We start from the raw sequence: 20,266 nt of genomic DNA on the forward strand, positions 1-20,266 counted from the left end.
TGCCAGAATGCAAAACAAAATATTAACACATTGAAATATATAATTTTTACTCGCTTAATCGGTTAATTGTGTGTTGAATGATTTCCAGGCTAAGTGTCGCTATTAAGCAACACCTTAATGGGAACCTTTACTGCCATATATAAATCAATGAGTTATATGTCTCCTTTTGGAGACAGTCATATTGCGGGTCTGTCGCTTAATTGCGACACAAATAAAAAAGCCCGGTTGAGCTTACGCTTACCGGGCCTGGAAGGGGGTTGGGCTAAAATTTAACCCAGCTGTTTACGCGCGTTGCGGAAGATGCGCATCCACGGGCTGTCCTCGCCCCAGTTTTCCGGATGCCAGGAGTTGCTCACGGTACGGAACACGCGCTCCGGGTGCGGCATCATGATAGTCGCGCGGCCGCTTTCGCTGGTCACCGCCGTAATACCGTTGACCGAGCCGTTCGGGTTAGCCGGATAGGTTTCCGTGACCTTGCCGAAGTTATCGACAAAGCGCAGCGCCACCAGGCCTTTGCTCTCCAGCTGAGCCAGATGCGCCGCATCGCGCACTTCCACCTGACCTTCACCGTGGGAAACGGCGATTGGCATCTGCGACCCGACCATCCCCTGCAACAGCAGAGACGGGCTCTGAGTCACTTCTACCAGGCTGAAGCGCGCCTCAAAGCGGTCTGACTGGTTACGCACAAAGCGCGGCCAGGCTTCACTGCCTGGGATCAGTTCGCGAAGGTTAGACATCATCTGGCAGCCGTTGCACACGCCCAGCGCCAGCGTTTGCGGACGGTGGAAGAAGGTTTCGAACTCATCGCGCACGCGGCTGTTGAACAGAATAGACTTCGCCCAGCCTTCACCCGCGCCCAGCACGTCCCCGTAGGAGAAACCGCCGCACGCCACCAGCGCATGGAATTCTTCCAGACCGGTACGTCCGGCCAGCAGGTCGCTCATGTGGACGTCGATAGCGTCAAAGCCCGCGCGGTGGAAGGCTGCCGCCATCTCAACGTGGGAGTTAACGCCCTGCTCGCGCAGAACGGCCACTTTCGGGCGCGCGCCGGTCGCAATGTACGGCGCGGCAATATCTTCATTGATGTCGAAGGTGAGCTTCACGTTCAGGCCAGGATCGTTGTCATTAGCCTTCGCATTGTGCTCCTGATCGGCACATTCCGGGTTATCACGCAGGCGCTGCATCTGCCAGGTGGTTTCCGCCCACCACATGCGCAGCGTGGTGCGGCTTTCGCTGAAAACGGCGTGACCGTCAGCTTCAATGACGAAGCGGTCACCCTGAACGGCTTTACCCAGATAGTGCACGCAGTCAGCCAGGCCATACTGCGCCAGCAGCGCTTCAACCGCATCGCGGTCTGCCGCACGAACCTGAATCACCGCGCCCAGCTCTTCGTTAAATAGCGCCGCCAGGCGGTCTTCGCCAAGCGTGGCAATGTTCGCTTCCACGCCGCAGTGGCCGGTGAAGGCCATCTCTGCCAGCGTCACCAGCAGGCCGCCGTCGGAACGGTCGTGGTAGGCCAGCAGCTTACGCTGCGCCACCAGCGCCTGAATCGCGTCGTAGAAGCCTTTCAGCTGCGCCACGTCGCGCACGTCGGCTGGCTTGTCGCCGAGCTGACGGTAAACCTGCGCCAGCGCGGTGGCGCCCAGCGCATTGTGGCCTTTGCCCAGGTCAATCAGCAGCAGGGCGTTGTCTTCGGTGGCCAGTTGCGGCGTAACGGTGTGGCGCACGTCTTCCACGCGGGCAAACGCGGTGATCACCAGCGACAGCGGAGAGGTCATCTCGCGCTGCTCGTTACCTTCCTGCCAGCGGGTTTTCATCGACATGGAGTCTTTACCCACCGGAATGGTCAGGCCGAGGGCTGGACACAGCTCCTCACCCACCGCTTTCACGGCTTCATACAGGCCCGCGTCTTCGCCAGGGTGGCCGGCAGCGGCCATCCAGTTCGCGGAAAGCTTGATACGTTTGATGTCGCCAATCTGCGTCGCGGCAATGTTGGTCAGCGCTTCACCCACCGCCAGACGGGCAGAGGCGGCGAAGTCCAGCAGCGCCACCGGGGTGCGTTCGCCCAGGGCCATCGCTTCTCCGTAGTAGCTGTCGAGGCTCGCAGTGGTCACGGCGCAGTTAGCGACCGGGATCTGCCACCGGCCGACCATCTGGTCGCGGGAGACCATACCGGTCACGGTACGGTCACCGATGGTCACCAGGAAGGTTTTCTCCGCCACAGCAGGCAGGTGCAGCACGCGGTTGACCGCTTCTGCCACGGTGATGCCCTGACGATCCAGCGCTTTGCCCGCCGCTTTGCGGGTTGTTACGTCGCGGGTCATCTTCGGCGTTTTACCGAGCAGCACGTCGAGCGGCAGATCGATCGGCTGGTTGTCAAAGTGGGTGTCGCTTAAGGAAAGGTGCTGCTCTTCGGTCGCTTCACCGATGACGGCATATGGCGCGCGCTCTCGGCGGCACAGCTCGTCAAACAGCGGCAGCTGATCCGCAGCAACCGCCAGCACGTAGCGCTCCTGGGATTCGTTACACCAGATTTCCAGCGGGCTCATGCCCGGCTCATCGCTCAGGATATCGCGCAGGTTAAAGCGTCCGCCGCGGCCGCCGTCGCTCACCAGCTCAGGCATGGCGTTGGACAAACCGCCCGCGCCCACGTCATGGATGAACAGAATCGGGTTGGCTTCGCCCAGTTGCCAGCAGCGGTCGATCACTTCCTGGCAGCGACGCTCCATTTCAGGGTTGTCGCGCTGCACGGACGCGAAATCGAGATCCGCGTCAGACTGGCCGGAGGCCATAGAGGAGGCCGCGCCGCCGCCCAGACCGATGTTCATGGCCGGGCCGCCCAGCACGATCAGCTTCGCGCCGACGACGATCTCGCCTTTCTGCACGTGATCGGCACGAATGTTACCGATCCCGCCCGCCAGCATGATCGGTTTGTGGTAGCCGCGCAGCTCTTCGCCGTTGTGGCTGTCCACTTTCTCTTCATAGGTACGGAAGTAACCGTTCAGCGCCGGACGGCCAAATTCGTTGTTGAACGCCGCGCCGCCCAGCGGGCCTTCGGTCATGATATCCAGCGCGGTGACAATGCGCTCTGGCTTGCCGAAATCTTCTTCCCACGGCTGTTCAAAGCCCGGGATACGCAGGTTGGATACGGAGAAACCGACCAGACCCGCTTTGGGTTTTGCACCACGACCGGTCGCCCCTTCGTCACGGATTTCACCGCCGGAGCCGGTCGCCGCCCCCGGCCACGGAGAGATTGCGGTCGGGTGGTTGTGGGTTTCCACTTTCATCAGGATATGCGCAGGCTCCTGGTGGAAGTCATAGCGCCCTGCTTCGCGATCGGCGAAGAAGCGGCCCACCTCGGAACCTTCCATCACAGCGGCGTTGTCTTTGTAGGCAGACAGCACGTGGTCAGGGGTTTGCTCCATGGTGTTTTTGATCATTTTGAACAGCGACTTCGGCTGCTGTTCGCCGTCAATAATCCAGTCGGCGTTGAAAATTTTGTGGCGGCAGTGCTCAGAGTTAGCCTGCGCGAACATATAGAGTTCGATATCGTTCGGGTTACGGTTGAGCTTAATGAACGCATCCTGCAGGTAGTCGATTTCGTCTTCTGCCAGCGCCAGGCCGAGACGCAGGTTGGCGTCAATCAGCGCCTGACGGCCCTGCCCCAGCAGATCCACGCTCTGTACCGGCGCAGGCTGATGGTGGGAGAAAAGCTTCTGCGCGTCATCGAGAGAGGCAAACACGCTCTCCATCATGCGATCGTGCAGTTCAGCCGCAACCGCCTGCCACTGCGCGTCGCTCAGGGTAGAAGCTTCAACATAGTACGCCACGCCGCGCTCCAGACGGTTAATCTGGCTCAGGCCGCAGTTGTGGGCGATGTCGGTAGCTTTGGAAGACCAGGGGGAGATGGTACCCGGACGCGGCGTCGCAAGGATCAGTTTGCCGGTTGGCGTATGGCTGCTCAGATTTGGACCATACTTGAGCAGGCGTTCCAGCTGTACGCGCTCCTCTGCATTGAGGGGGGCATTCAGGTCAGCAAAATGGACATACTCAGCGTAAATATTGCTTACCGGAAGGTCGGCCGCCTGAAAACGTGCCAGCAGTTTGGTAATACGGAAGGCAGACAGTGCAGGCGAACCACGCAGAATTTCCATCATAAGTCTCTCGTCTTCGAAGCGCCGGGGCGCTTACAGTGTGCGCAAGGGGGGAAAACGGGCGTCATTATAGAGAATCCTGAGCGTCGACGAAACCGTTTGCGTCGAAATAAAATTTGCGAAGATGTTTAGCAATAGATGTGACCTGTCTCTCTAATTGGTTGCCAAGTGGCGCAAGTTTACGCAAAATGCCGCTCATTCAATGGCAAACCTTATTGTTAACATGGCTACAGCAGACTGAGGCATCCGGCGTCGCAGAGAATTAACTAATTGAAAAAATTAAAGATTAATTATCTGCTCATCGGCATTGTAACGTTGCTGCTGGCAGTGGCCCTCTGGCCTTCCATCCCCTGGTTCGGCAAAGCCGAAAACCGTATCGCCGCCATTCAGGAGCGGGGGGAACTGCGCGTCAGTACCCTCAACTCTCCGCTGATTTACAGCGACATTAACGGCAAAATTATTGGTCTGGATTATGAGCTGGCGCAGCAGTTCGCCGATTATCTGGGCGTGAAGCTTAAAATTACCGTTCGTCAGAACATCAACCAGCTGTTTGACGACCTCGATAACGACGATGCCGATATCCTTGCCGCCGGTCTGGTCTATAACAGCGAGCGCAGCAAGAACTACCAGCCAGGCCCGACCTACTACTCCGTTTCCCAGCAGCTGGTCTATCGCGTCGGGAGCTTGCGCCCGCGTACGCTTGCCTCGATCAACGCACAACAGCTGGCGATTGCGCCCGGCCATGTGGTGATTGACGATCTGCGCGAGCTTAAGGAGAAGAAATACCCCGATCTGAGCTGGACGGTCGATCCCAAACTCGGCACGACGGCGCTGCTGGAGCAGGTCAAAGATCAGAAACTGCCCTACACCATTGCCGATTCGGTGGCGATCAGCCTTTTCCAGCGGGTGCATCCAGAAATCGCCGTGGCGCTGGACGTGACGGACGAACAGCCCGTTACCTGGTTTACCCATCTGGATGACGATCAGACCCTCTCTGCGGCCATGCTGGATTTCTATAACACCATTAATGAAGACGGCACGCTGGCGCGCCTTGAGGAGAAGTACCTCGGCCACGGGGATGACTTCGATTACGTTGATACCCGCAGCTTCCTGCGCGCGGTAGACAGCGTCCTGCCGGACCTTCAGCCGTTATTTGAAAAATACGCCCAGGAAATTGACTGGAAACTGCTGGCGGCGATCTCGTACCAGGAGTCCCACTGGGACACCCAGGCGACTTCCCCCACGGGTGTGCGTGGGTTAATGATGTTAACCAAAAATACCGCGCTGAGCCTGGGCGTGAATGATCGTACCGATGCGGAACAGAGCATCAGCGGCGGGGCGCGCTACCTGCAGGATATGATGGCTAAAGTGCCGGAAACGGTCCCGGAAGAAGAGCGGATCTGGTTCGCACTGGCGGCCTACAACATGGGCTATGCGCACATGCTTGACGCGCGGGCTCTGACGGCGAAAACGAAGGGGAACCCGGACAGCTGGTCAGACGTCAAACAGCGCCTGCCGCTGCTGAGCCAGAAGCCATGGTATAACAAGCTGACGTATGGCTACGCGCGCGGACATGAAGCCTACGCCTACGTGGAAAATATTCGTAAGTATCAGATTAGCCTGGTCGGCTATCTGCTGGAGAAAGAGAAAGAGGCAACAGAGGCAAAACAGCTGGCGGAAAGTTATCCGGTTGTGGCGCCGGGCGAGCTTAATCATCCGACAGCTTCAATTCTGCCTTTTGTTGCTTTTTCTGCTGACGGCGCATTCGAAAGAAATCGCTTAATAGCCCCGAACACTCTGGTGCAAGTACCCCACCGATAGTCTGCACCTGGTGGTTCATCCCCGGGTGCCCCAGCACGTCCATCAGCGAACCGGCCGCACCGGTTTTTTCATCCCGCGCACCAAACACCAGCGTCCCGATCCGGCTGTGGACCATCGCACCGGAACACATCACGCACGGTTCCAGGGTGACGTACAGGGAGGTATCAAGCAGGCGATAGTTTTGCAGCACCAGCCCGCCCTGACGAAGCGCCATGATTTCGGCGTGCGCGGTAGGATCGTGGCGGCCAATAGGACGATTCCACCCTTCGCCAATCACCTGGTTGTTATGAACCAACACCGCGCCCACGGGCACTTCGCCCTCGTCCCAGGCACGTTGAGCCAACGTCAGCGCGTGACGCATCCAGTATTCATGATTGTATTCAGGGTTGGACAAGGGTTGATACTCCAGTCGAAAAGCGGGCGGCATTATACACAGCCCTTATAGATAAGACTATTCGAGTTGCTGAAGTTCGCCGAGGGGAGTCACGCGCCAGCGGTGCTGGCAAAAGTAGAGCAGCGGGTTGTCCTGTTTGCTGTCGCTGTAGCCGCTGTACAGCCGCAGCGGCGTGCCGATACGTTTTTCCAGCTGGACCACTTTTTCATGCCCCAGGCAGCGCATCGTCAGTACCCAGCCACCGTAGCCGCGGGAAATTTGCGTGGCGATAAGATTTACGCGCGGAAGCCAGGGTGTATCAAAGTAGACCCGCTCCACCAGCGTCTGCGGCGAGCCGGTAATCAACCAGATGTCGGCGTCGTTGGCATCAAGATAGCTGGTGAGGCGCGCCTGCACCACGGGAAACGCGGCAACGTGGCCGCGAAACCAGTCAGCGAAATCCTGTTCGAGCTGTTTGAGCCGCGCTTCACTGTGACCGAAGGTGCATCCCCAGAGCAGCAGGCTCATCGGCCAGCGCGCCGCCCGGCCTTTTACCAGCAGCGCAATGCCAATCACAGGTAAGAGCGGTAAGACGAGCAGCGCGTTCAGAGGCTGACGCCGCAGCAGGTAGCGCATAAACGTACCAAACATATCCTGCTGATGCAGCGTTCCATCCAGGTCGAAAAAGACAACGCGACGCTCGTGATTGGCCAAACCTTACTCCTCTGGGTCGTTGAATCCTAACAGCCAGGTAAACAGGAACCCGGCGATCACCGCTACTAAATAGCCTAACAGATAGAGCATCACTTTTCCGGTCACGATGGTTAACGCCAGCGGTAAACCGGAAAGACCAAAGGTGATAACGGTGGCGACTTTCCAGTAGCTGATGAGCGCCCCGCCCACCGCGCCGCCCAGACAGGCGGCGAGGAACGGTTTACCAAGCGGCAGCGTGACGCCGAATATCAACGGCTCGCCGATACCAAGCAGCCCGACCGGCAACGCCCCTTTAATCACTTTTTTCAGGCGCGCGTTGCGGGTTTTCATCAGGACGGCAATCGCTGCCCCCACCTGCCCGACGCCCGCCATCGAGAGAATAGGCAGCAGCGCGTTGTAACCGTGCGCCTGCACCAGCTCGACGTGAATAGGTACCAGCCCCTGGTGCAGGCCGGTCAGCACCAGCGGCAGGAAGGTGCCTGACAACACCGCGCCCACTAACAGGCCGCCGCGGTCAATAGCCAGAGACGCGCCGTGGGCGATGGCATCAGAGATCCACCCGCCTAGCGGCTGAAGGACCACAATCGCGACGCTACCGGTAATTAAGGTGGTCAGCAGCGGGTTGAGGATAAGCTCAATCGAGCCGGGCAGAACCGTACGTAGCTTTTTCTCGATCCAGCACATCAGAATAACCACCAGCAGCACGGCAATTACCCCGCCGCGACCAGGCTGGAGCGCCTCGCCAAACAGCGTGATTTGCGCCAACTGCGGGCTGGACAAGATCCCCGCCATTACGCCACCCATGGCCAGCGATCCGCCAAACACTTTGGCGGTATTGACCCCGACCAGAATGTTCATGATGGCAAACACCGCGCTGCCAAAGATTGCGAGAATACCCAGCAGGTTCGGATACTGCGTTGCAAAGTCCCCGACGATATCCGGCCGCTTGAGGATGTTGATGATCCCGGTGATCAGGCCAGAGGCAATAAACGCGGGGATCAGCGGGATAAAGACGTTTGCCAGCTGTCGCAGCGCGTCGCTCATGGGGGCTTTATATTTCGCCTTCGCCTGCGCTTTGGTGCGTTCAGCATCGTCAACCGTCACGCTCGCTTCGCCGCCCATCAGCGCACGCATGGCATCGACGACCTGCGCCGCCTTGCCCGGCCCGACGATCAGCTGGTGCTGCTGCCCCTGTTTCACATAGCCGCTGACGCCGGATAGCTTCTTCAGACCCGGCACGTCAAGCTGGTCGTCGTTATGCACCTCGACGCGCACGCGCGTCATGCAGTTTTCCAGACGCTGAATATTTTTTTCTCCGCCGATCCCCTGCAGGATATCGCTGGCGAGCGCTGCTGTTTTGTCCATACACGCCTCTGCTAGTTTTCTAATGCCGCCCGTAAGAAGCCGTTATGCGCATCAAGCCTGGCTCGCGCGGCCGCCGCATCCAGCCCGCTTAAGATCATCAGAATGGCGGGTTTAACATCGTGATCGGTCTGTTTGAGTACCGCTTCTGCCTCTTCACGGCCTGCGCCTGTCGCCTCCATCACCATGCGGCAGGCTCTGTCCACCAGCTTGACGTTGGTGGCCTGCATATCCACCATCAGGTTTTGGTAGACCTTGCCAAATTTCACCATCGCGCCGGTGGAGATCATATTGAGCACCAGCTTTTGCGCGGTCCCGGATTTCAGGCGCGTGGAGCCGGTGAGCGCTTCCGGCCCAACGACCGGAGAGATAGCGATAGCGGCCACCTGCGCAATCGGGGAGCCGGGGTTGCAGGAGATGGCGACCGTCGTGCAGCCGGTCCGGTTGGCGTATTCCAGGCCACCAATGACGTACGGCGTGCGCCCGGATGCCGCCAGGCCGACCACCAGATCGTTCGCCGTCAGGTTCAGATCCTTCAGGTCATCCTCGCCCAGCTGTTTGTTATCTTCCGCACCTTCAACGGCTTTCAGCAGCGCGCCGGGCCCCCCCGCAATCAGGCCAACGACCAGGCCGTGCGGAACGCCAAAGGTGGGCGGACATTCCGAGGCATCCAGCACACCAAGACGCCCGCTGGTGCCGGCGCCCATATAGATAATGCGACCGCCGGCCTTAAGGGCCGCCGCCGCCGCATCGACCGCTTTCGCTACCTCGGGCAATGTCTCTTTCACTGCCTGTGCGACCAGCGTATCCTGTTGATTAAAGCGGTTAACCAGCTCCAGGGTGGAGAGCGCATCCAGATCCATGGTTTGCGGGTTACGCGTTTCAGAAACAAGTGAGCCAAGATTCATTTTTGTACCTCAAGAATTTTTAATTCATAATAATCTCACTATAATGGAATATAAAATTCATTCAGGCGAGCAAATTCGTATTTGCGCAGACAATCACATTTCCGCCGGGAGTACCTATGAACTGTTTAATTCGCATTCGCCAGCGCTACGCCGGCTTTGCTCAAAGCGACAAAAAGCTGGCGGACTTTCTGCTTTCCCAACCTGACCGCGCCCGTCATCTCAGCTCGCAGCAGCTGGCAAGCGAAGCCGGGGTGAGTCAGTCAAGCGTGGTGAAGTTTGCCCAGAAGATTGGCTTTAAAGGCTTCCCTGCCCTTAAGCTTGCGATCAGCGAAGCGCTGGTGAGTAACCCAAACCCGCAGTCCATGCCGGTGCATAACCAGATCCGCGGCGATGATCCCATGCGTCTGGTCGGGGAAAAGCTGATCAAAGAGAACGTGGCGGCGATGCACGCCACGCTGGATGTGAATACCGAAGAGAAGTTACTGGAAAGCGTGGCGATGCTGCGCGCGGCGCGGCGTATTATTTTGACAGGTATTGGCGCGTCCGGTCTGGTAGCGCGTAATTTTGGCTGGAAGCTGACTAAAATCGGTTTTAACGCTATTGTCGAGCAGGATATGCATGCCCTGCTGGCGACCGTACAGGCAATGGATCCTGACGATCTGCTGCTGGCCATCTCCTATTCCGGCGAGCGCCGCGAGATCAATATGGCCACCGACGAAGCCCTGCGCGTTGGTGGCAAAATTCTGGCCATTACCGGATTCACCCCAAATTCGCTGCAGCAGCGGGCAACGCGCTGTTTATATACTATTGCCGAAGAGCAGGCCACGCGCAGCGCGGCTATCTCGTCCACCAGCGCGCAAATGATGCTGACGGACCTGCTGTTTATGGCGCTGGTACAGCAGGATCTGGAGCGCGCGCCCGAGCGTATTCGTCACAGCGAAGAACTGGTAAAGAAACTGGTTTGACGCGTATAATGCCCGCCCAGTTTGTGTTGTTTCTGAGAATTTCCTGATGGCGCTGTTAATTACCAAAAAATGCATCAATTGCGATATGTGCGAACCCGAATGCCCGAACCAGGCGATTTCGATGGGCGACAGCATTTACGAGATTAACAGCGACCGCTGCACGGAATGCATCGGCCACTATGAAACGCCGACCTGCCAGAAGGTGTGCCCGATCCCCAACACTATCCTGAAAGATCCGGCACACGTCGAGAGCGAAGAACAGCTGTGGGATAAATTTGTCCTGCTGCATCACGCGGACAAAATTTAGCTTTCGATAATCACCGTCGCGCTGGCATAGTGGCGTTCATCCGCGATCGTCACGTGCATGTGATTCACCCCCAGCTTTTCCGCCAGCTTTTGCGCTTCTCCCCATAACCGCAGGCGCGGTTTGCCCAGCTCATCGTTAAACACTTCGAACTGGTTAAACGCCAGGCCGTTACGAATGCCGGTCCCGAAGGCTTTGGCCGCAGCCTCTTTTACCGCAAAGCGCTTTGCCAGAAAACGCACCGGCTGCTGGTGCGCTTCCCAGATGGCCCATTCGTTATCGCTCAGCACGCGTCTTGCGAGGCGATCGCCGCTCCGGGCGATCACCGCTTCTATGCGGGCTATTTCGACGATATCAGTGCCTAAGCCCAGAATGGCCATTACTGACGCGCTTCCAGCATCAGGCGTTTCATCTCAGAAACCGCCTCTTTCAGGCCGCTCATCACCGCGCGGCCAATAATGGCGTGGCCGATGTTCAGCTCGTGCATTTCAGGCAGGGCGGCAATGGCCTTCACGTTATGGTAGGTCAGGCCGTGACCGGCGTTAACCTTCAGTCCCAGGCTTGCGGCGTAGGTGGCCGCTTTGGCGATACGCTCCAGCTCTTTGGCCTGCTCGGCATCGTTTTTGGCATCGGCATAGCAGCCGGTGTGGATTTCGATATACGGCGCGCCCACGTCGGCCGCCGCTTTAATCTGGGCGAAATCGGCGTCGATAAACAGAGAAACCAGGATACCGGCATCCGCCAGGCGTTTACAGGCATCACGCATTTTGTCCTGCTGCCCCGCCACGTCCAGCCCGCCTTCGGTGGTCACTTCCTGGCGTTTTTCCGGCACCAGACAGCAGAAGTGCGGTTTGGTCTCGCAGGCAATCGCCAGCATCTCTTCGGTGACCGCCATCTCCAGATTCATGCGGGTGTCCAGCGTCTGGCGAAGAATGCGCACGTCGCGGTCGGTAATGTGGCGGCGGTCTTCACGCAGGTGCACGGTAATACCGTCGGCGCCAGCCTGTTCAGCGATAAACGCCGCCTGAACCGGATCGGGATACGCCGTGCCGCGCGCATTACGCAGCGTGGCGATGTGGTCGATGTTGACGCCTAACAGTAATTCAGCCATGACAATCCTCGGTTTTCTTTTCGATTCTGTGGTCTAACGTTTCGGCATAAACTGCCTGAATAATTCGCGGCTCTTTAAGGGCTTGCCGCCAAGATACGGCTTGAGGGCAATCCGGGTAAAGCGTTTTGCTGCGCGCAGGGTATCCCGATCGGGAAACTCACGCTCATATAGCGCCCGCAGCTGGCGCCCGGTAAAGGTACTGTTGTCTATCACGACGCTGGCGATAAATCCTTTTTCTTCCCGATAGCGGTAGGTCATCGCGTCTTCAACCTCGTCTCCGCTTCCCGCGCAGTGCAGAAAATCAACCCCGTAACCCAGGTGCCCCAGCAGCGCCAGTTCAAAACGACGCAGGGCGGGCTCGGGCGTGCCGGTCGCACCAGCCAGGGCCTGGATACAGTGCAGATAATCAAAGAAAAGTTCAGAGAAGCGAGTCTCATGTTCAAGAACCCGTGAGATAAGTTCGTTGACGTACAGACCGCTGTACAGAGTGATACCAGAAAGAGGAAGCGCCAGGGAGACGGCTTCGGCACTGCGCAGGGTTTTGACTTCCCCTCGCCCACCAAAGCGGACCAGCAGCGGCGTGAAGGGCTGTAGAGCACCCTTCAGGTTAGAACGTTTGGAACGTGCGCCTTTCGCAACAAGGCGCACGCGACCGGACTCTTCCGTGAAGACGTCCAGCATCAGGCTGGTTTCGCTCCAGGGACGACTATGCAGAACGAAGGCGCGCTGCCAACCTTCCATATACTCGCCGTCTTTGTTTACTGGTCTTCGCCGTAACCGAGGCTGCGCAGAGCACGCTCATCATCGGCCCAGCCAGATTTCACCTTCACCCACAGTTCGAGGTGAACCGGTGCTTCGAACATCTCCTGCATGTCTTTGCGAGCTTCGATACCGATGGTTTTGATCTTGGCGCCTTTGTTGCCGATCACCATCTTCTTCTGCCCTTCACGCTCAACGAGGATCAGGCCGTTGATGTCGTAGCCACCGCGCTCGTTGCTCTGGAAACGCTCGATCTCCACTGTCACAGAGTACGGCAGTTCAGCGCCCAGGAAACGCATCAGCTTTTCACGGATGATTTCAGACGCCATAAAGCGCTGAGAGCGATCGGTGATGTAGTCTTCCGGGAAGTGGTGAATCGCTTCCGGCAGATGCTTGCGCACGATGCCCGCGATGGTATCCACGTTAAGGCCGGTCTCAGCAGACAGCGGGACGATATCCAGGAAGTTCATCTGGCTACCCAACCACTGCAGATGCGGCAGCAGATCAGCTTTTTCCTGCACGTTGTCAACTTTGTTGACCGCGAGGATGACCGGCGTTTTACCATCACGCAGCTTGTTCAGCACCATCTCGTCGTCCGGCGTCCAGCGGGTGCCTTCCACAACGAAAATCACCAGCTCTACGTCGCCGATGGAGCTGCTCGCCGCCTTGTTCATCAGGCGGTTGATGGCGCGCTTCTCTTCCATGTGCAGGCCCGGGGTATCGACGTAGATCGCCTGATACGCGCCTTCAGTATGGATGCCGACGATGCGGTGACGCGTGGTCTGCGCCTTACGCGAGGTGATAGAAATCTTCTGCCCGAGCAGATTATTCAGCAGGGTGGATTTACCAACGTTCGGACGTCCGACGATGGCAATAAATCCGCAATAGGTTTTGTCGATGCTCATTCCAGCTCCAGCATTTTTAACGCCTGTTCGGCGGCAGCCTGTTCAGCCTTACGGCGGCTTGAACCTGTGCCCACCACCGGTTCACTCAGGCCACTGACCTGGCAATGGATGGTAAATTCCTGATCGTGCGCTTCGCCACGGACCTGCACCACCAGATAGGATGGCAGCGGCAGATGACGACCCTGCAGATATTCCTGCAGGCGCGTTTTAGGATCTTTTTGTTTATCGCCCGGGCTGATTTCGTCCAGACGGGTCTGATACCAGTTAAGGATCAGCTTTTCTACGGTTTGGATATCGCTGTCCAGGAACACGCCACCAATTAATGCTTCGACCGTATCGGCAAGAATAGATTCACGACGGAAGCCGCCGCTTTTCAGTTCACCCGGCCCAAGACGCAGACATTCGCCCAGTTCAAATTCGCGCGCGATTTCCGCAAGGGTATTACCCCGAACCAGCGTGGCACGCATGCGGCTCATATCACCTTCGTCCACGCGCGGGAAACGATGATAAAGCGCATTCGCAATCACGAAACTTAAAATAGAGTCACCCAGAAACTCGAGACGCTCATTATGTTTGCTGCTGGCACTGCGGTGGGTTAATGCCTGTTGCAACAACTCCTGATGATGAAAAGTGTAGCCCAGCTTCCGTTGAAGCCGATTAATTACGATGGGGTTCATGCGATACCAATAAATGAATGCGTCAAAAATGCAGCACACGAAACCGACCTGAGAAAACCAACGCGGTTTCGTGTGCTGTGGCACCCTTGCAGGGCCAACCTTAAACTTCGGGGGAATATTCTATACACAACGACAGGGGATGTCGTTAGTTCAAAGAGATTTATCGAGGAAATAATTCACGTAGCCGCGAAATAACGCGGCTACGTGTTCTTTTCCTGAGAATTAATGGATTCCGCCAATACGATTCAGGCGTACGCCGGTCGGCCATTCGCCTTCCTGCTTCTCAAAACTCATCCAGATCGCAGTTGCTTTACCCACCAGATTCGCTTCCGGCACAAAGCCCCAGTAACGGCTGTCCGCGGAGTTATCGCGGTTATCACCCATCATGAAGTAGTGTCCCGGCGGTACGATCCAGCTGGCCAGTTGCTGACCCGGCTGTTTGTAATACATCCCCACCTGATCCTGCGCGATTGGCACGGTCAGAATGCGGTGCGTCACGTCACCCAGCGTCTCTTTACGCTCGACCAGGCGGATACCGTTCTCTTTGGTTTCGCCTTTCGGCACCTGGAAGAACCCGCTGGTCGCCTCACCGCCGTTACGACGGGCAAAGGTCTGCACAAAATCACTTGGCTCGACGTTGGAGTAGGTGATTGGCAGCGCGTTTTCACAGGCGGTACCGGAGCTGCAGCCCGGCTGAACGGTGACTTCCTTCGCAACCGGATCGTAGGTCACCTTATCACCCGGCAGGCCTACCGCACGCTTGATGTAGTCCAGACGCGGATCTTCCGGATATTTAAACACCACAATGTCGCCACGTTTTGGATGACCGGTTTCAATCAACGTTTTCTGGTAGATAGGATCTTTAATGCCGTAGGCAAATTTCTCCACCAGAATAAAATCACCAATCAGCAGCGTTGGCATCATTGAACCTGATGGGATCTGGAACGGCTCGTAAATAAACGAACGTACCACCAGCACAATCGCCAGCACCGGGAATACCGACGCGCCCGTTTCCAGCCAGCCCGGTTTCGGGCCAACTTTCTTGAGGGTTTTCGCATCCAGCTGGTCGCCAGTAGCCGCCTGCGCGGCAGCCTGACGTTCACGGCGTTTTGGGGCGAAGATAAACTTATCCAGACACCACAGCAGACCTGTCACCAGCGTAGCGATGACCAGGATCAGGGCAAACATGTTCGCCATGCCAACTCCTTAAAGGTTATTTGCCGTCTTTACCAACATGAAGAATGGCAAGGAATGCTTCCTGCGGCAGCTCAACGTTACCGACCTGCTTCATACGCTTCTTACCTTCTTTCTGCTTCTGCAGCAGCTTTTTCTTACGGCTGACGTCACCGCCGTAGCACTTCGCCAGAACGTTTTTACGCAGCTGTTTCACTGTAGAACGCGCGATGATGTGGTTGCCAATCGCTGCCTGAATCGCAATGTCGAACTGCTGACGCGGGATTAAATCTTTCATCTTCTCTACCAGCTCGCGGCCACGGTACGGCGCATTGTCGTTGTGGGTGATCAGCGCCAGCGCGTCCACACGCTCGCCGTTGATCAGCACGTCTACGCGGACCATGTTGGAGGCCTGGAAACGTTTGAAGTTGTAATCCAGTGACGCATAGCCACGGGAGGTAGACTTCAGACGGTCGAAGAAGTCGAGTACCACTTCCGCCATCGGGATTTCATAGGTCAGCGCCACCTGGTTACCGTGATAAACCATGTTGGTCTGCACGCCACGCTTCTCAATACAGAGCGTGATAACGTTGCCCAGGAACTCCTGCGGCAGCAGCATGTGACACTCTGCGATAGGCTCGCGCAGCTCGTGAATATTGTTCAGCGGCGGCAGCTTAGACGGGCTGTCGACGTAGATCACTTCTTTCGAGGTGGTTTCCACTTCGTAGACTACGGTCGGTGCGGTAGTGATCAGATCCAGATCGTATTCACGCTCCAGACGTTCCTGAATGATCTCCATGTGCAGCAGGCCGAGGAAGCCGCAGCGGAAGCCGAAGCCCAGCGCCGTTGAGCTTTCTGGCTCGTAGAACAGGGAGGCATCGTTCAGGCTCAGTTTGCCAAGCGCATCACGGAAGTTTTCGTAGTCGTCAGAGCTGACCGGGAACAGGCCCGCGTAAACCTGCGGTTTCACCTTTTTAAAGCCTGGCAGCGCTTTGTCTGCCGGGTTACGCGCGCCGGTCAGGGTATCGCCCACTGGCGCGCCGAGGATGTCTTTAATGGCGCAGACCAGCCAACCTACCTCGCCGCATTTAAGTTCGGTACGGTCAACCTGTTTTGGCGTAAAGATACCCAGACGGTCTGCGTTGTAGACCTGCCCGGTACTCATGACCTTGATTTTGTCGCCTTTACGCATGGTGCCATTTTTAATACGCACCAGTGAAACAACGCCCAGGTAGTTATCGAACCAGGAGTCGATGATCAGCGCCTGCAGCGGACCATCCGGGTCACCTTCAGGTGCCGGAATATCACGTACCAGGCGTTCCAGCACGTCGGTCACGCCCACACCGGTTTTGGCAGAGCAGCGGACGGCGTCGGTCGCGTCAATGCCGACAATGTCTTCAATCTCTTCTGCGACGCGCTCAGGATCGGCGGCTGGCAGGTCGATCTTATTCAGAACCGGCACAACCTCGAGATCCATCTCCATCGCGGTATAGCAGTTTGCCAGGGTCTGGGCTTCAACGCCCTGCCCGGCATCGACAACCAGCAGCGCGCCTTCACAGGCCGCCAGCGAGCGTGATACTTCATAGGAGAAGTCAACGTGGCCTGGGGTGTCGATAAAGTTCAGTTGATAGGTTTCACCATCAGCCGCTTTGTAATCCAGCGTAACGCTTTGTGCCTTAATGGTGATACCGCGTTCGCGTTCCAGGTCCATGGAGTCCAGAACCTGGGCTTCCATTTCACGATCAGACAGGCCACCGCAAATCTGGATAATACGGTCAGACAGCGTCGACTTACCGTGGTCAATGTGAGCAATGATCGAAAAGTTACGTATGTTCTTCATATAGTTAAATAATTATGCCTTACGAATTCCTGGAGGCCGCTGTTCTTAGCCTGACGTTTTTCAGTGCGAAAACGCAGCATTCTACACTACATCCTCGCTACCTGGAAATGCACTTAGAGACAGGTATAGCGTGAAGAGAGGTCGTTTTCTGTATTAGGTCGTAAAAAATGATAAAGCCCGATGGATCACCGGGCCTCAGAAGAGAGCGTCTCAACACGAAGCTGGTCTGGCGCCAGCCCGACGCTGAGAATGACAGGCTGCCACTCTTCGCGCGCAGCGAGCTTCGGCGAGAGACCTTTGGCAAGCCAAAATCCTCCCACTCCCCCCAGCGCGGCACCGCACATGGCGGCCACGTCGGTACCAAATAGCATCTGAAAAAGGCCGCCCATGACAAACAGCCCCACCAGCGGAGAGAGATAAACCAGCATCGCGGAACTGAGCAGGCTGCCTTCCGCAATCCCCAGTTCCACCTTCTGACCCGCCACCAGCGGCTGTTCGCTCGGCACGGAAATCGTATGCGATGTCTGTGGCCCTAACTTATTCAGCACGCGGCTGCCACAACCGGCTCGGGATGCGCAGCTATTGCATGAGGCTTTAACATCACAACTGACCAGCGCAATACCATTCTGCCATGAGACGACGGTAGCCCACTCTTTAATCATTGTGCGGCCCTGAATTTAATGCTGTCTGAAATGCGCTTCGCCGTCTGCGGAGGTAATTCCCCCACAATCGTGATCTCTGCATTATCGCGTACCGTTGTGCTGACCGTACGACGCCCGGTACGAAGCATTTGTTCAGCGCTATTTGCCGTTGCGCGGTTGATGTTCACCGAGAAGCTGAACAAGCCATCGGAATAGAGGCGTGATTCAACTGGCGTATCAATAGTGGGCAACTGACGACGGCTGCTGGACACTTCACTAAAACCTTGCGGGATCCATGAAGGAACCCAGTTGAAATTAGCGGAGTCCCCTGCCGGAACAGAAAGCAGCGGCGGCAGGCTGGCCTTCGCCAGATTCTGCATGCTGTTGCCAACCTGATTGTTCACGCTGAAGGAGATGACGCGGAACTGTTCAAGCGTCTCACCGTCGCGGTCGAGCAGATCCACACGCATCGGCAGCTTGGTTTCCGCATCAATCCAGACGATATAGCTGTAGCGCGTGCCATCGCGCGCAACCACGCGAATCACTTCACACAGTCTGTCTGCAATACGGGTACGCCCTACCGAAATAAAATCATAGTAAGGGGCAAGCCGTTTGAAGTCGGTATAGATAAGCGACGGCAGAGAATCAACGATATAGTCGCCATTCAGAGTGAAAGGCTCCAGACCGGGTTCGAAATAGCTGATTTCGTTGCCACGCTGGACAACTTCCCGACGTGGACCATCCATCTGTAAAAGCTGGGCGAGCGGCTGGTTATCAAGACGGGCATGGCGATAGCGTAACGACTCGACGCCCTGCTTGTTGATGCTGATAAATGCCAACTCGTAATTGAGTGACTGGCTGGCCAGATTCATTTGCTGCAACAACGCCCCGGATGAAACATCAGCCGAGGCGTTAGCAGAGAAGAACAGGCTACCCGCCATCAGAGACATGGCGAACCAAAGTTGCTTCATTACTGCGATTGCGTTCCTAAAGTTTGGTTTCCGGGCACCTGCACAGCAGCTTGCTGAGTTTGGGCCTGCTCAAACTGAAGCTGTTCAGAGTGCAAACGACGCTGCAACTCGTAATCCTGCAACATCGCATTAATGCGACGGCGCTGCTCCTGCACCTGCTGTTGCTGACCGCCGCTGGCGGAGGCATCAGCCGGTACGCCCAGACTTACCGGGCTCGCTTTGCCCATCATCGGCAGTGTGTTGAACACTGGCGCTTCTGGCTGCTGATTAGTTTCAGACTGAGTATTATAGTGCTGGACGCCAACGATAACTGCAAGCGATACGCATGCAGCCACCCCCATTTGGGTGAGCTGGCTGGCCCATGGACGCACCTTCTGCCAGAAAGGCATTTTCTGCCACTGGTGAGGCGCAGGTTGAGCTTCAGGAATCAGCGGAGTGGTCTGATGAACAGGCTCATTCTCGATGGCCGCCATCACGCGGGCTGAGATATCGAAATGGAGAACCTCTCCGGTATCACCGCGCAGCGTGTCACGGATGAGATGGTAACTCTCCCAGGTCTCTTGCATTTCGGGAGAATGAGACAGCTCGTTGAGCAGCTCACTATCCAGCGTCTCACCATCCATTAAAGCGGAAAGTTTTTCTTTCTGCATGCCTAATACCTTTTCCAGTATCCCGCTATCGTCAACGCCTGATAAGCGGTTGAACTTTATTATCAATAGCTTCTCGCGCACGGAAAATTCGTGAACGCACCGTGCCGACCGGGCAATCCATGATAGCGGCTATCTCTTCATAGCTCAGACCATCAAGCTCCCGTAACGTAATTGCCATGCGTAAATCTTCCGGGAGCGACTCGATCGTGCGAAAAACAATTTGTCTCAGTTCTTCTGACAACATTAAGTTCTCAGGGTTCGAAATTTCTTTCAGCGCACCGCCACTTTCGAAGTTTTCGGCGTCGATAGCGTCTACATCACTGGACGGCGGACGACGGCCCTGAGCAACCAGATAATTCTTTGCCGTATTGACAGCAATACGGTACAGCCAGGTATAAAAAGCACTATCTCCCCGGAACGAATCCAGCGCGCGATAGGCCTTAATAAAAGACTCTTGCACCACGTCAGGTACATCACCTGACGGTACATAGCGGGACACCAGACTCGCCACCTTATGCTGGTAGCGCACCACCAGTAAGTTAAAGGCTTTCTGATCTCCCTTCTGGACCCGTTCAACCAGGACCTGGTCCGTTAACTGCTCGCTCATCCGAGGTAATGTCTCCCCAAACCTAAATTCCACGCGTTATCGAAACGCCACTCTACAACTACCGCACTTTGAGCAAGCACCAGCTTAGAGTGTCTGATCTTCAATAAGTTCCGTAACGCCTTTGTTTTTGTTCATCGCGCCGCAGACCGTTCATTTTCTCTCATTATAAGTCTGTTCACGATACGCACCACTTTCTGACAAGAAACATCTTTTTCCCGCCAGAAGAGTAACGCAACACGGGCTTTATTTCACCACAAAATCTGACGCTAACGATCTGCTTCGCAAAATAATTTCATTCATTTACCTCTCGTTTACCCCTGCTTACGCGTTT

General features: G+C 56.5%; 20 protein-coding genes. 3 read left to right on the top strand and 17 right to left on the bottom strand.

The window, feature by feature from the left end; genetic code table 11:
• Positions 1 to 269: 269 nt before the first annotated feature.
• A complete protein-coding gene (purL, locus tag ACR42C_RS16965; RefSeq protein ID WP_479984362.1) occupies positions 270 to 4,157 on the bottom strand; it encodes a phosphoribosylformylglycinamidine synthase in 3,888 nt (1,295 codons plus the stop codon).
• A 267-nt stretch (positions 4,158 to 4,424) separates the two neighbouring features.
• Here purL and mltF point away from each other — a divergent pair, with 267 nt between their 5' ends.
• On the top strand, positions 4,425 to 5,975 hold the full coding sequence (mltF, locus tag ACR42C_RS16970) for a membrane-bound lytic murein transglycosylase MltF (RefSeq protein WP_116343300.1): 1,551 nt from the start codon (positions 4,425 to 4,427) through the stop codon (positions 5,973 to 5,975).
• On the opposite strand, the gene tadA is transcribed toward mltF, so the two are convergent.
• The 4 genes from tadA to murQ are packed head-to-tail and all read right to left on the bottom strand — an operon-like array spanning position 5,863 to position 9,332.
• On the bottom strand, positions 5,863 to 6,402 hold the full coding sequence (gene tadA / locus ACR42C_RS16975) for a tRNA adenosine(34) deaminase TadA (protein WP_479984363.1): 540 nt from the start codon (positions 6,400 to 6,402) through the stop codon (positions 5,863 to 5,865). The genes mltF and tadA overlap by 113 nt on opposite strands.
• Positions 6,403 to 6,426: 24 nt before the next feature.
• A complete protein-coding gene (yfhb, locus tag ACR42C_RS16980; protein ID WP_116343304.1) occupies positions 6,427 to 7,062 on the bottom strand; it encodes a phosphatidylglycerophosphatase C in 636 nt (211 codons plus the stop codon).
• Between the two features lie 3 nt (positions 7,063 to 7,065).
• Positions 7,066 to 8,427, bottom strand: a complete 1,362-nt coding sequence (locus tag ACR42C_RS16985; protein ID WP_163330595.1) for a PTS transporter subunit EIIC — start codon at positions 8,425 to 8,427, stop codon at positions 7,066 to 7,068.
• 11 nt (positions 8,428 to 8,438) lie between these two features.
• The gene (murQ, locus tag ACR42C_RS16990) at positions 8,439 to 9,332 is read right to left on the bottom strand and encodes an N-acetylmuramic acid 6-phosphate etherase (RefSeq protein ID WP_116343308.1); all 894 of its coding nucleotides are present in this window, start codon (positions 9,330 to 9,332) and stop codon (positions 8,439 to 8,441) included.
• A 116-nt stretch (positions 9,333 to 9,448) separates the two neighbouring features.
• Between murQ and ACR42C_RS16995 the strand changes: the two genes are divergently transcribed.
• Complete coding sequence (locus ACR42C_RS16995; RefSeq protein ID WP_163330597.1) at positions 9,449 to 10,297, top strand: MurR/RpiR family transcriptional regulator; 849 nt, start codon at positions 9,449 to 9,451, stop codon at positions 10,295 to 10,297.
• 46 nt (positions 10,298 to 10,343) lie between these two features.
• Positions 10,344 to 10,604 carry a YfhL family 4Fe-4S dicluster ferredoxin gene (locus ACR42C_RS17000; RefSeq protein ID WP_163330598.1) on the top strand — a complete coding sequence of 87 codons (261 nt, stop codon included), beginning with the start codon at positions 10,344 to 10,346 and terminating at the stop codon, positions 10,602 to 10,604.
• On the opposite strand, the gene acpS is transcribed toward ACR42C_RS17000, so the two are convergent.
• From acpS to rseD, 12 genes are all read right to left on the bottom strand, one after another.
• On the bottom strand, positions 10,601 to 10,981 hold the full coding sequence (acpS, locus tag ACR42C_RS17005; RefSeq protein ID WP_028014094.1) for a holo-ACP synthase: 381 nt from the start codon (positions 10,979 to 10,981) through the stop codon (positions 10,601 to 10,603). The two genes, ACR42C_RS17000 and acpS, sit on opposite strands and share 4 nt — an antisense overlap.
• Positions 10,981 to 11,712 carry a pyridoxine 5'-phosphate synthase gene (pdxJ, locus tag ACR42C_RS17010; protein WP_116343315.1) on the bottom strand — a complete coding sequence of 244 codons (732 nt, stop codon included), beginning with the start codon at positions 11,710 to 11,712 and terminating at the stop codon, positions 10,981 to 10,983. Before pdxJ ends, acpS begins: the two co-directional genes overlap by 1 nt.
• 33 nt (positions 11,713 to 11,745) lie before the next feature.
• Complete coding sequence (recO, locus tag ACR42C_RS17015; protein WP_061097368.1) at positions 11,746 to 12,453, bottom strand: DNA repair protein RecO; 708 nt, start codon at positions 12,451 to 12,453, stop codon at positions 11,746 to 11,748.
• A gap of 17 nt (positions 12,454 to 12,470) precedes the next feature.
• Complete coding sequence (gene era, locus ACR42C_RS17020; RefSeq protein ID WP_025757643.1) at positions 12,471 to 13,376, bottom strand: GTPase Era; 906 nt, start codon at positions 13,374 to 13,376, stop codon at positions 12,471 to 12,473.
• The gene (gene rnc / locus ACR42C_RS17025; protein WP_003860711.1) at positions 13,373 to 14,053 is read right to left on the bottom strand and encodes a ribonuclease III; all 681 of its coding nucleotides are present in this window, start codon (positions 14,051 to 14,053) and stop codon (positions 13,373 to 13,375) included. The genes era and rnc overlap by 4 nt, the downstream gene beginning before the upstream one ends.
• Before the next feature lie 222 nt (positions 14,054 to 14,275).
• Entirely contained in the window at positions 14,276 to 15,250 is a 975-nt protein-coding gene (gene lepB / locus ACR42C_RS17030; protein WP_116343320.1) for a signal peptidase I, read from the bottom strand.
• Positions 15,251 to 15,266: 16 nt separating this feature from the next.
• Positions 15,267 to 17,066, bottom strand: a complete 1,800-nt coding sequence (gene lepA, locus ACR42C_RS17035) for a translation elongation factor 4 (protein ID WP_014884847.1) — start codon at positions 17,064 to 17,066, stop codon at positions 15,267 to 15,269.
• A gap of 185 nt (positions 17,067 to 17,251) precedes the next feature.
• Entirely contained in the window at positions 17,252 to 17,728 is a 477-nt protein-coding gene (gene rseC, locus ACR42C_RS17040; RefSeq protein ID WP_116343322.1) for a SoxR-reducing system protein RseC, read from the bottom strand.
• A complete protein-coding gene (gene rseB / locus ACR42C_RS17045; RefSeq protein ID WP_041908666.1) occupies positions 17,725 to 18,678 on the bottom strand; it encodes a sigma-E factor regulatory protein RseB in 954 nt (317 codons plus the stop codon). The genes rseC and rseB overlap by 4 nt, the downstream gene beginning before the upstream one ends.
• A complete protein-coding gene (rseA, locus tag ACR42C_RS17050) occupies positions 18,678 to 19,328 on the bottom strand; it encodes an anti-sigma-E factor RseA (RefSeq protein WP_014832926.1) in 651 nt (216 codons plus the stop codon). Before rseA ends, rseB begins: the two co-directional genes overlap by 1 nt.
• A 31-nt stretch (positions 19,329 to 19,359) precedes the next feature.
• Positions 19,360 to 19,935 carry an RNA polymerase sigma factor RpoE gene (gene rpoE / locus ACR42C_RS17055; RefSeq protein ID WP_006176728.1) on the bottom strand — a complete coding sequence of 192 codons (576 nt, stop codon included), beginning with the start codon at positions 19,933 to 19,935 and terminating at the stop codon, positions 19,360 to 19,362.
• Positions 19,932 to 20,015, bottom strand: a complete 84-nt coding sequence (gene rseD, locus ACR42C_RS17060) for a rpoE leader peptide RseD (protein ID WP_233002681.1) — start codon at positions 20,013 to 20,015, stop codon at positions 19,932 to 19,934. Before rseD ends, rpoE begins: the two co-directional genes overlap by 4 nt.
• Positions 20,016 to 20,266 lie beyond the last annotated feature (251 nt).

It is taken from the genome of Enterobacter sp. MG-EB028 (assembly GCF_056673305.1).

Excerpts from the sequence above, each read along its gene's own strand:
- rpoE (WP_006176728.1), bottom strand. The coding sequence starts at position 19,935 with ATGAGCGAGCAGTTAACGGACCAGGTCCTGGTTGAACGGGTCCAGAAG.
- ACR42C_RS16995 (WP_163330597.1), top strand. The coding sequence starts at position 9,449 with ATGAACTGTTTAATTCGCATTCGCCAGCGCTACGCCGGCTTTGCTCAA.
- era (WP_025757643.1), bottom strand. The coding sequence starts at position 13,376 with ATGAGCATCGACAAAACCTATTGCGGATTTATTGCCATCGTCGGACGT.
- tadA (WP_479984363.1), bottom strand. The coding sequence starts at position 6,402 with ATGCCGCCCGCTTTTCGACTGGAGTATCAACCCTTGTCCAACCCTGAA.
- recO (WP_061097368.1), bottom strand. The coding sequence starts at position 12,453 with ATGGAAGGTTGGCAGCGCGCCTTCGTTCTGCATAGTCGTCCCTGGAGC.
- murQ (WP_116343308.1), bottom strand. The coding sequence starts at position 9,332 with ATGAATCTTGGCTCACTTGTTTCTGAAACGCGTAACCCGCAAACCATG.
- purL (WP_479984362.1), bottom strand. The coding sequence starts at position 4,157 with ATGATGGAAATTCTGCGTGGTTCGCCTGCACTGTCTGCCTTCCGTATT.
- rnc (WP_003860711.1), bottom strand. The coding sequence starts at position 14,053 with ATGAACCCCATCGTAATTAATCGGCTTCAACGGAAGCTGGGCTACACT.
- ACR42C_RS17000 (WP_163330598.1), top strand. The coding sequence starts at position 10,344 with ATGGCGCTGTTAATTACCAAAAAATGCATCAATTGCGATATGTGCGAA.
- lepA (WP_014884847.1), bottom strand. The coding sequence starts at position 17,066 with ATGAAGAACATACGTAACTTTTCGATCATTGCTCACATTGACCACGGT.
- rseB (WP_041908666.1), bottom strand. The coding sequence starts at position 18,678 with ATGAAGCAACTTTGGTTCGCCATGTCTCTGATGGCGGGTAGCCTGTTC.
- lepB (WP_116343320.1), bottom strand. The coding sequence starts at position 15,250 with ATGGCGAACATGTTTGCCCTGATCCTGGTCATCGCTACGCTGGTGACA.
- pdxJ (WP_116343315.1), bottom strand. The coding sequence starts at position 11,712 with ATGGCTGAATTACTGTTAGGCGTCAACATCGACCACATCGCCACGCTG.
- acpS (WP_028014094.1), bottom strand. The coding sequence starts at position 10,981 with ATGGCCATTCTGGGCTTAGGCACTGATATCGTCGAAATAGCCCGCATA.
- rseC (WP_116343322.1), bottom strand. The coding sequence starts at position 17,728 with ATGATTAAAGAGTGGGCTACCGTCGTCTCATGGCAGAATGGTATTGCG.
- ACR42C_RS16985 (WP_163330595.1), bottom strand. The coding sequence starts at position 8,427 with ATGGACAAAACAGCAGCGCTCGCCAGCGATATCCTGCAGGGGATCGGC.
- rseA (WP_014832926.1), bottom strand. The coding sequence starts at position 19,328 with ATGCAGAAAGAAAAACTTTCCGCTTTAATGGATGGTGAGACGCTGGAT.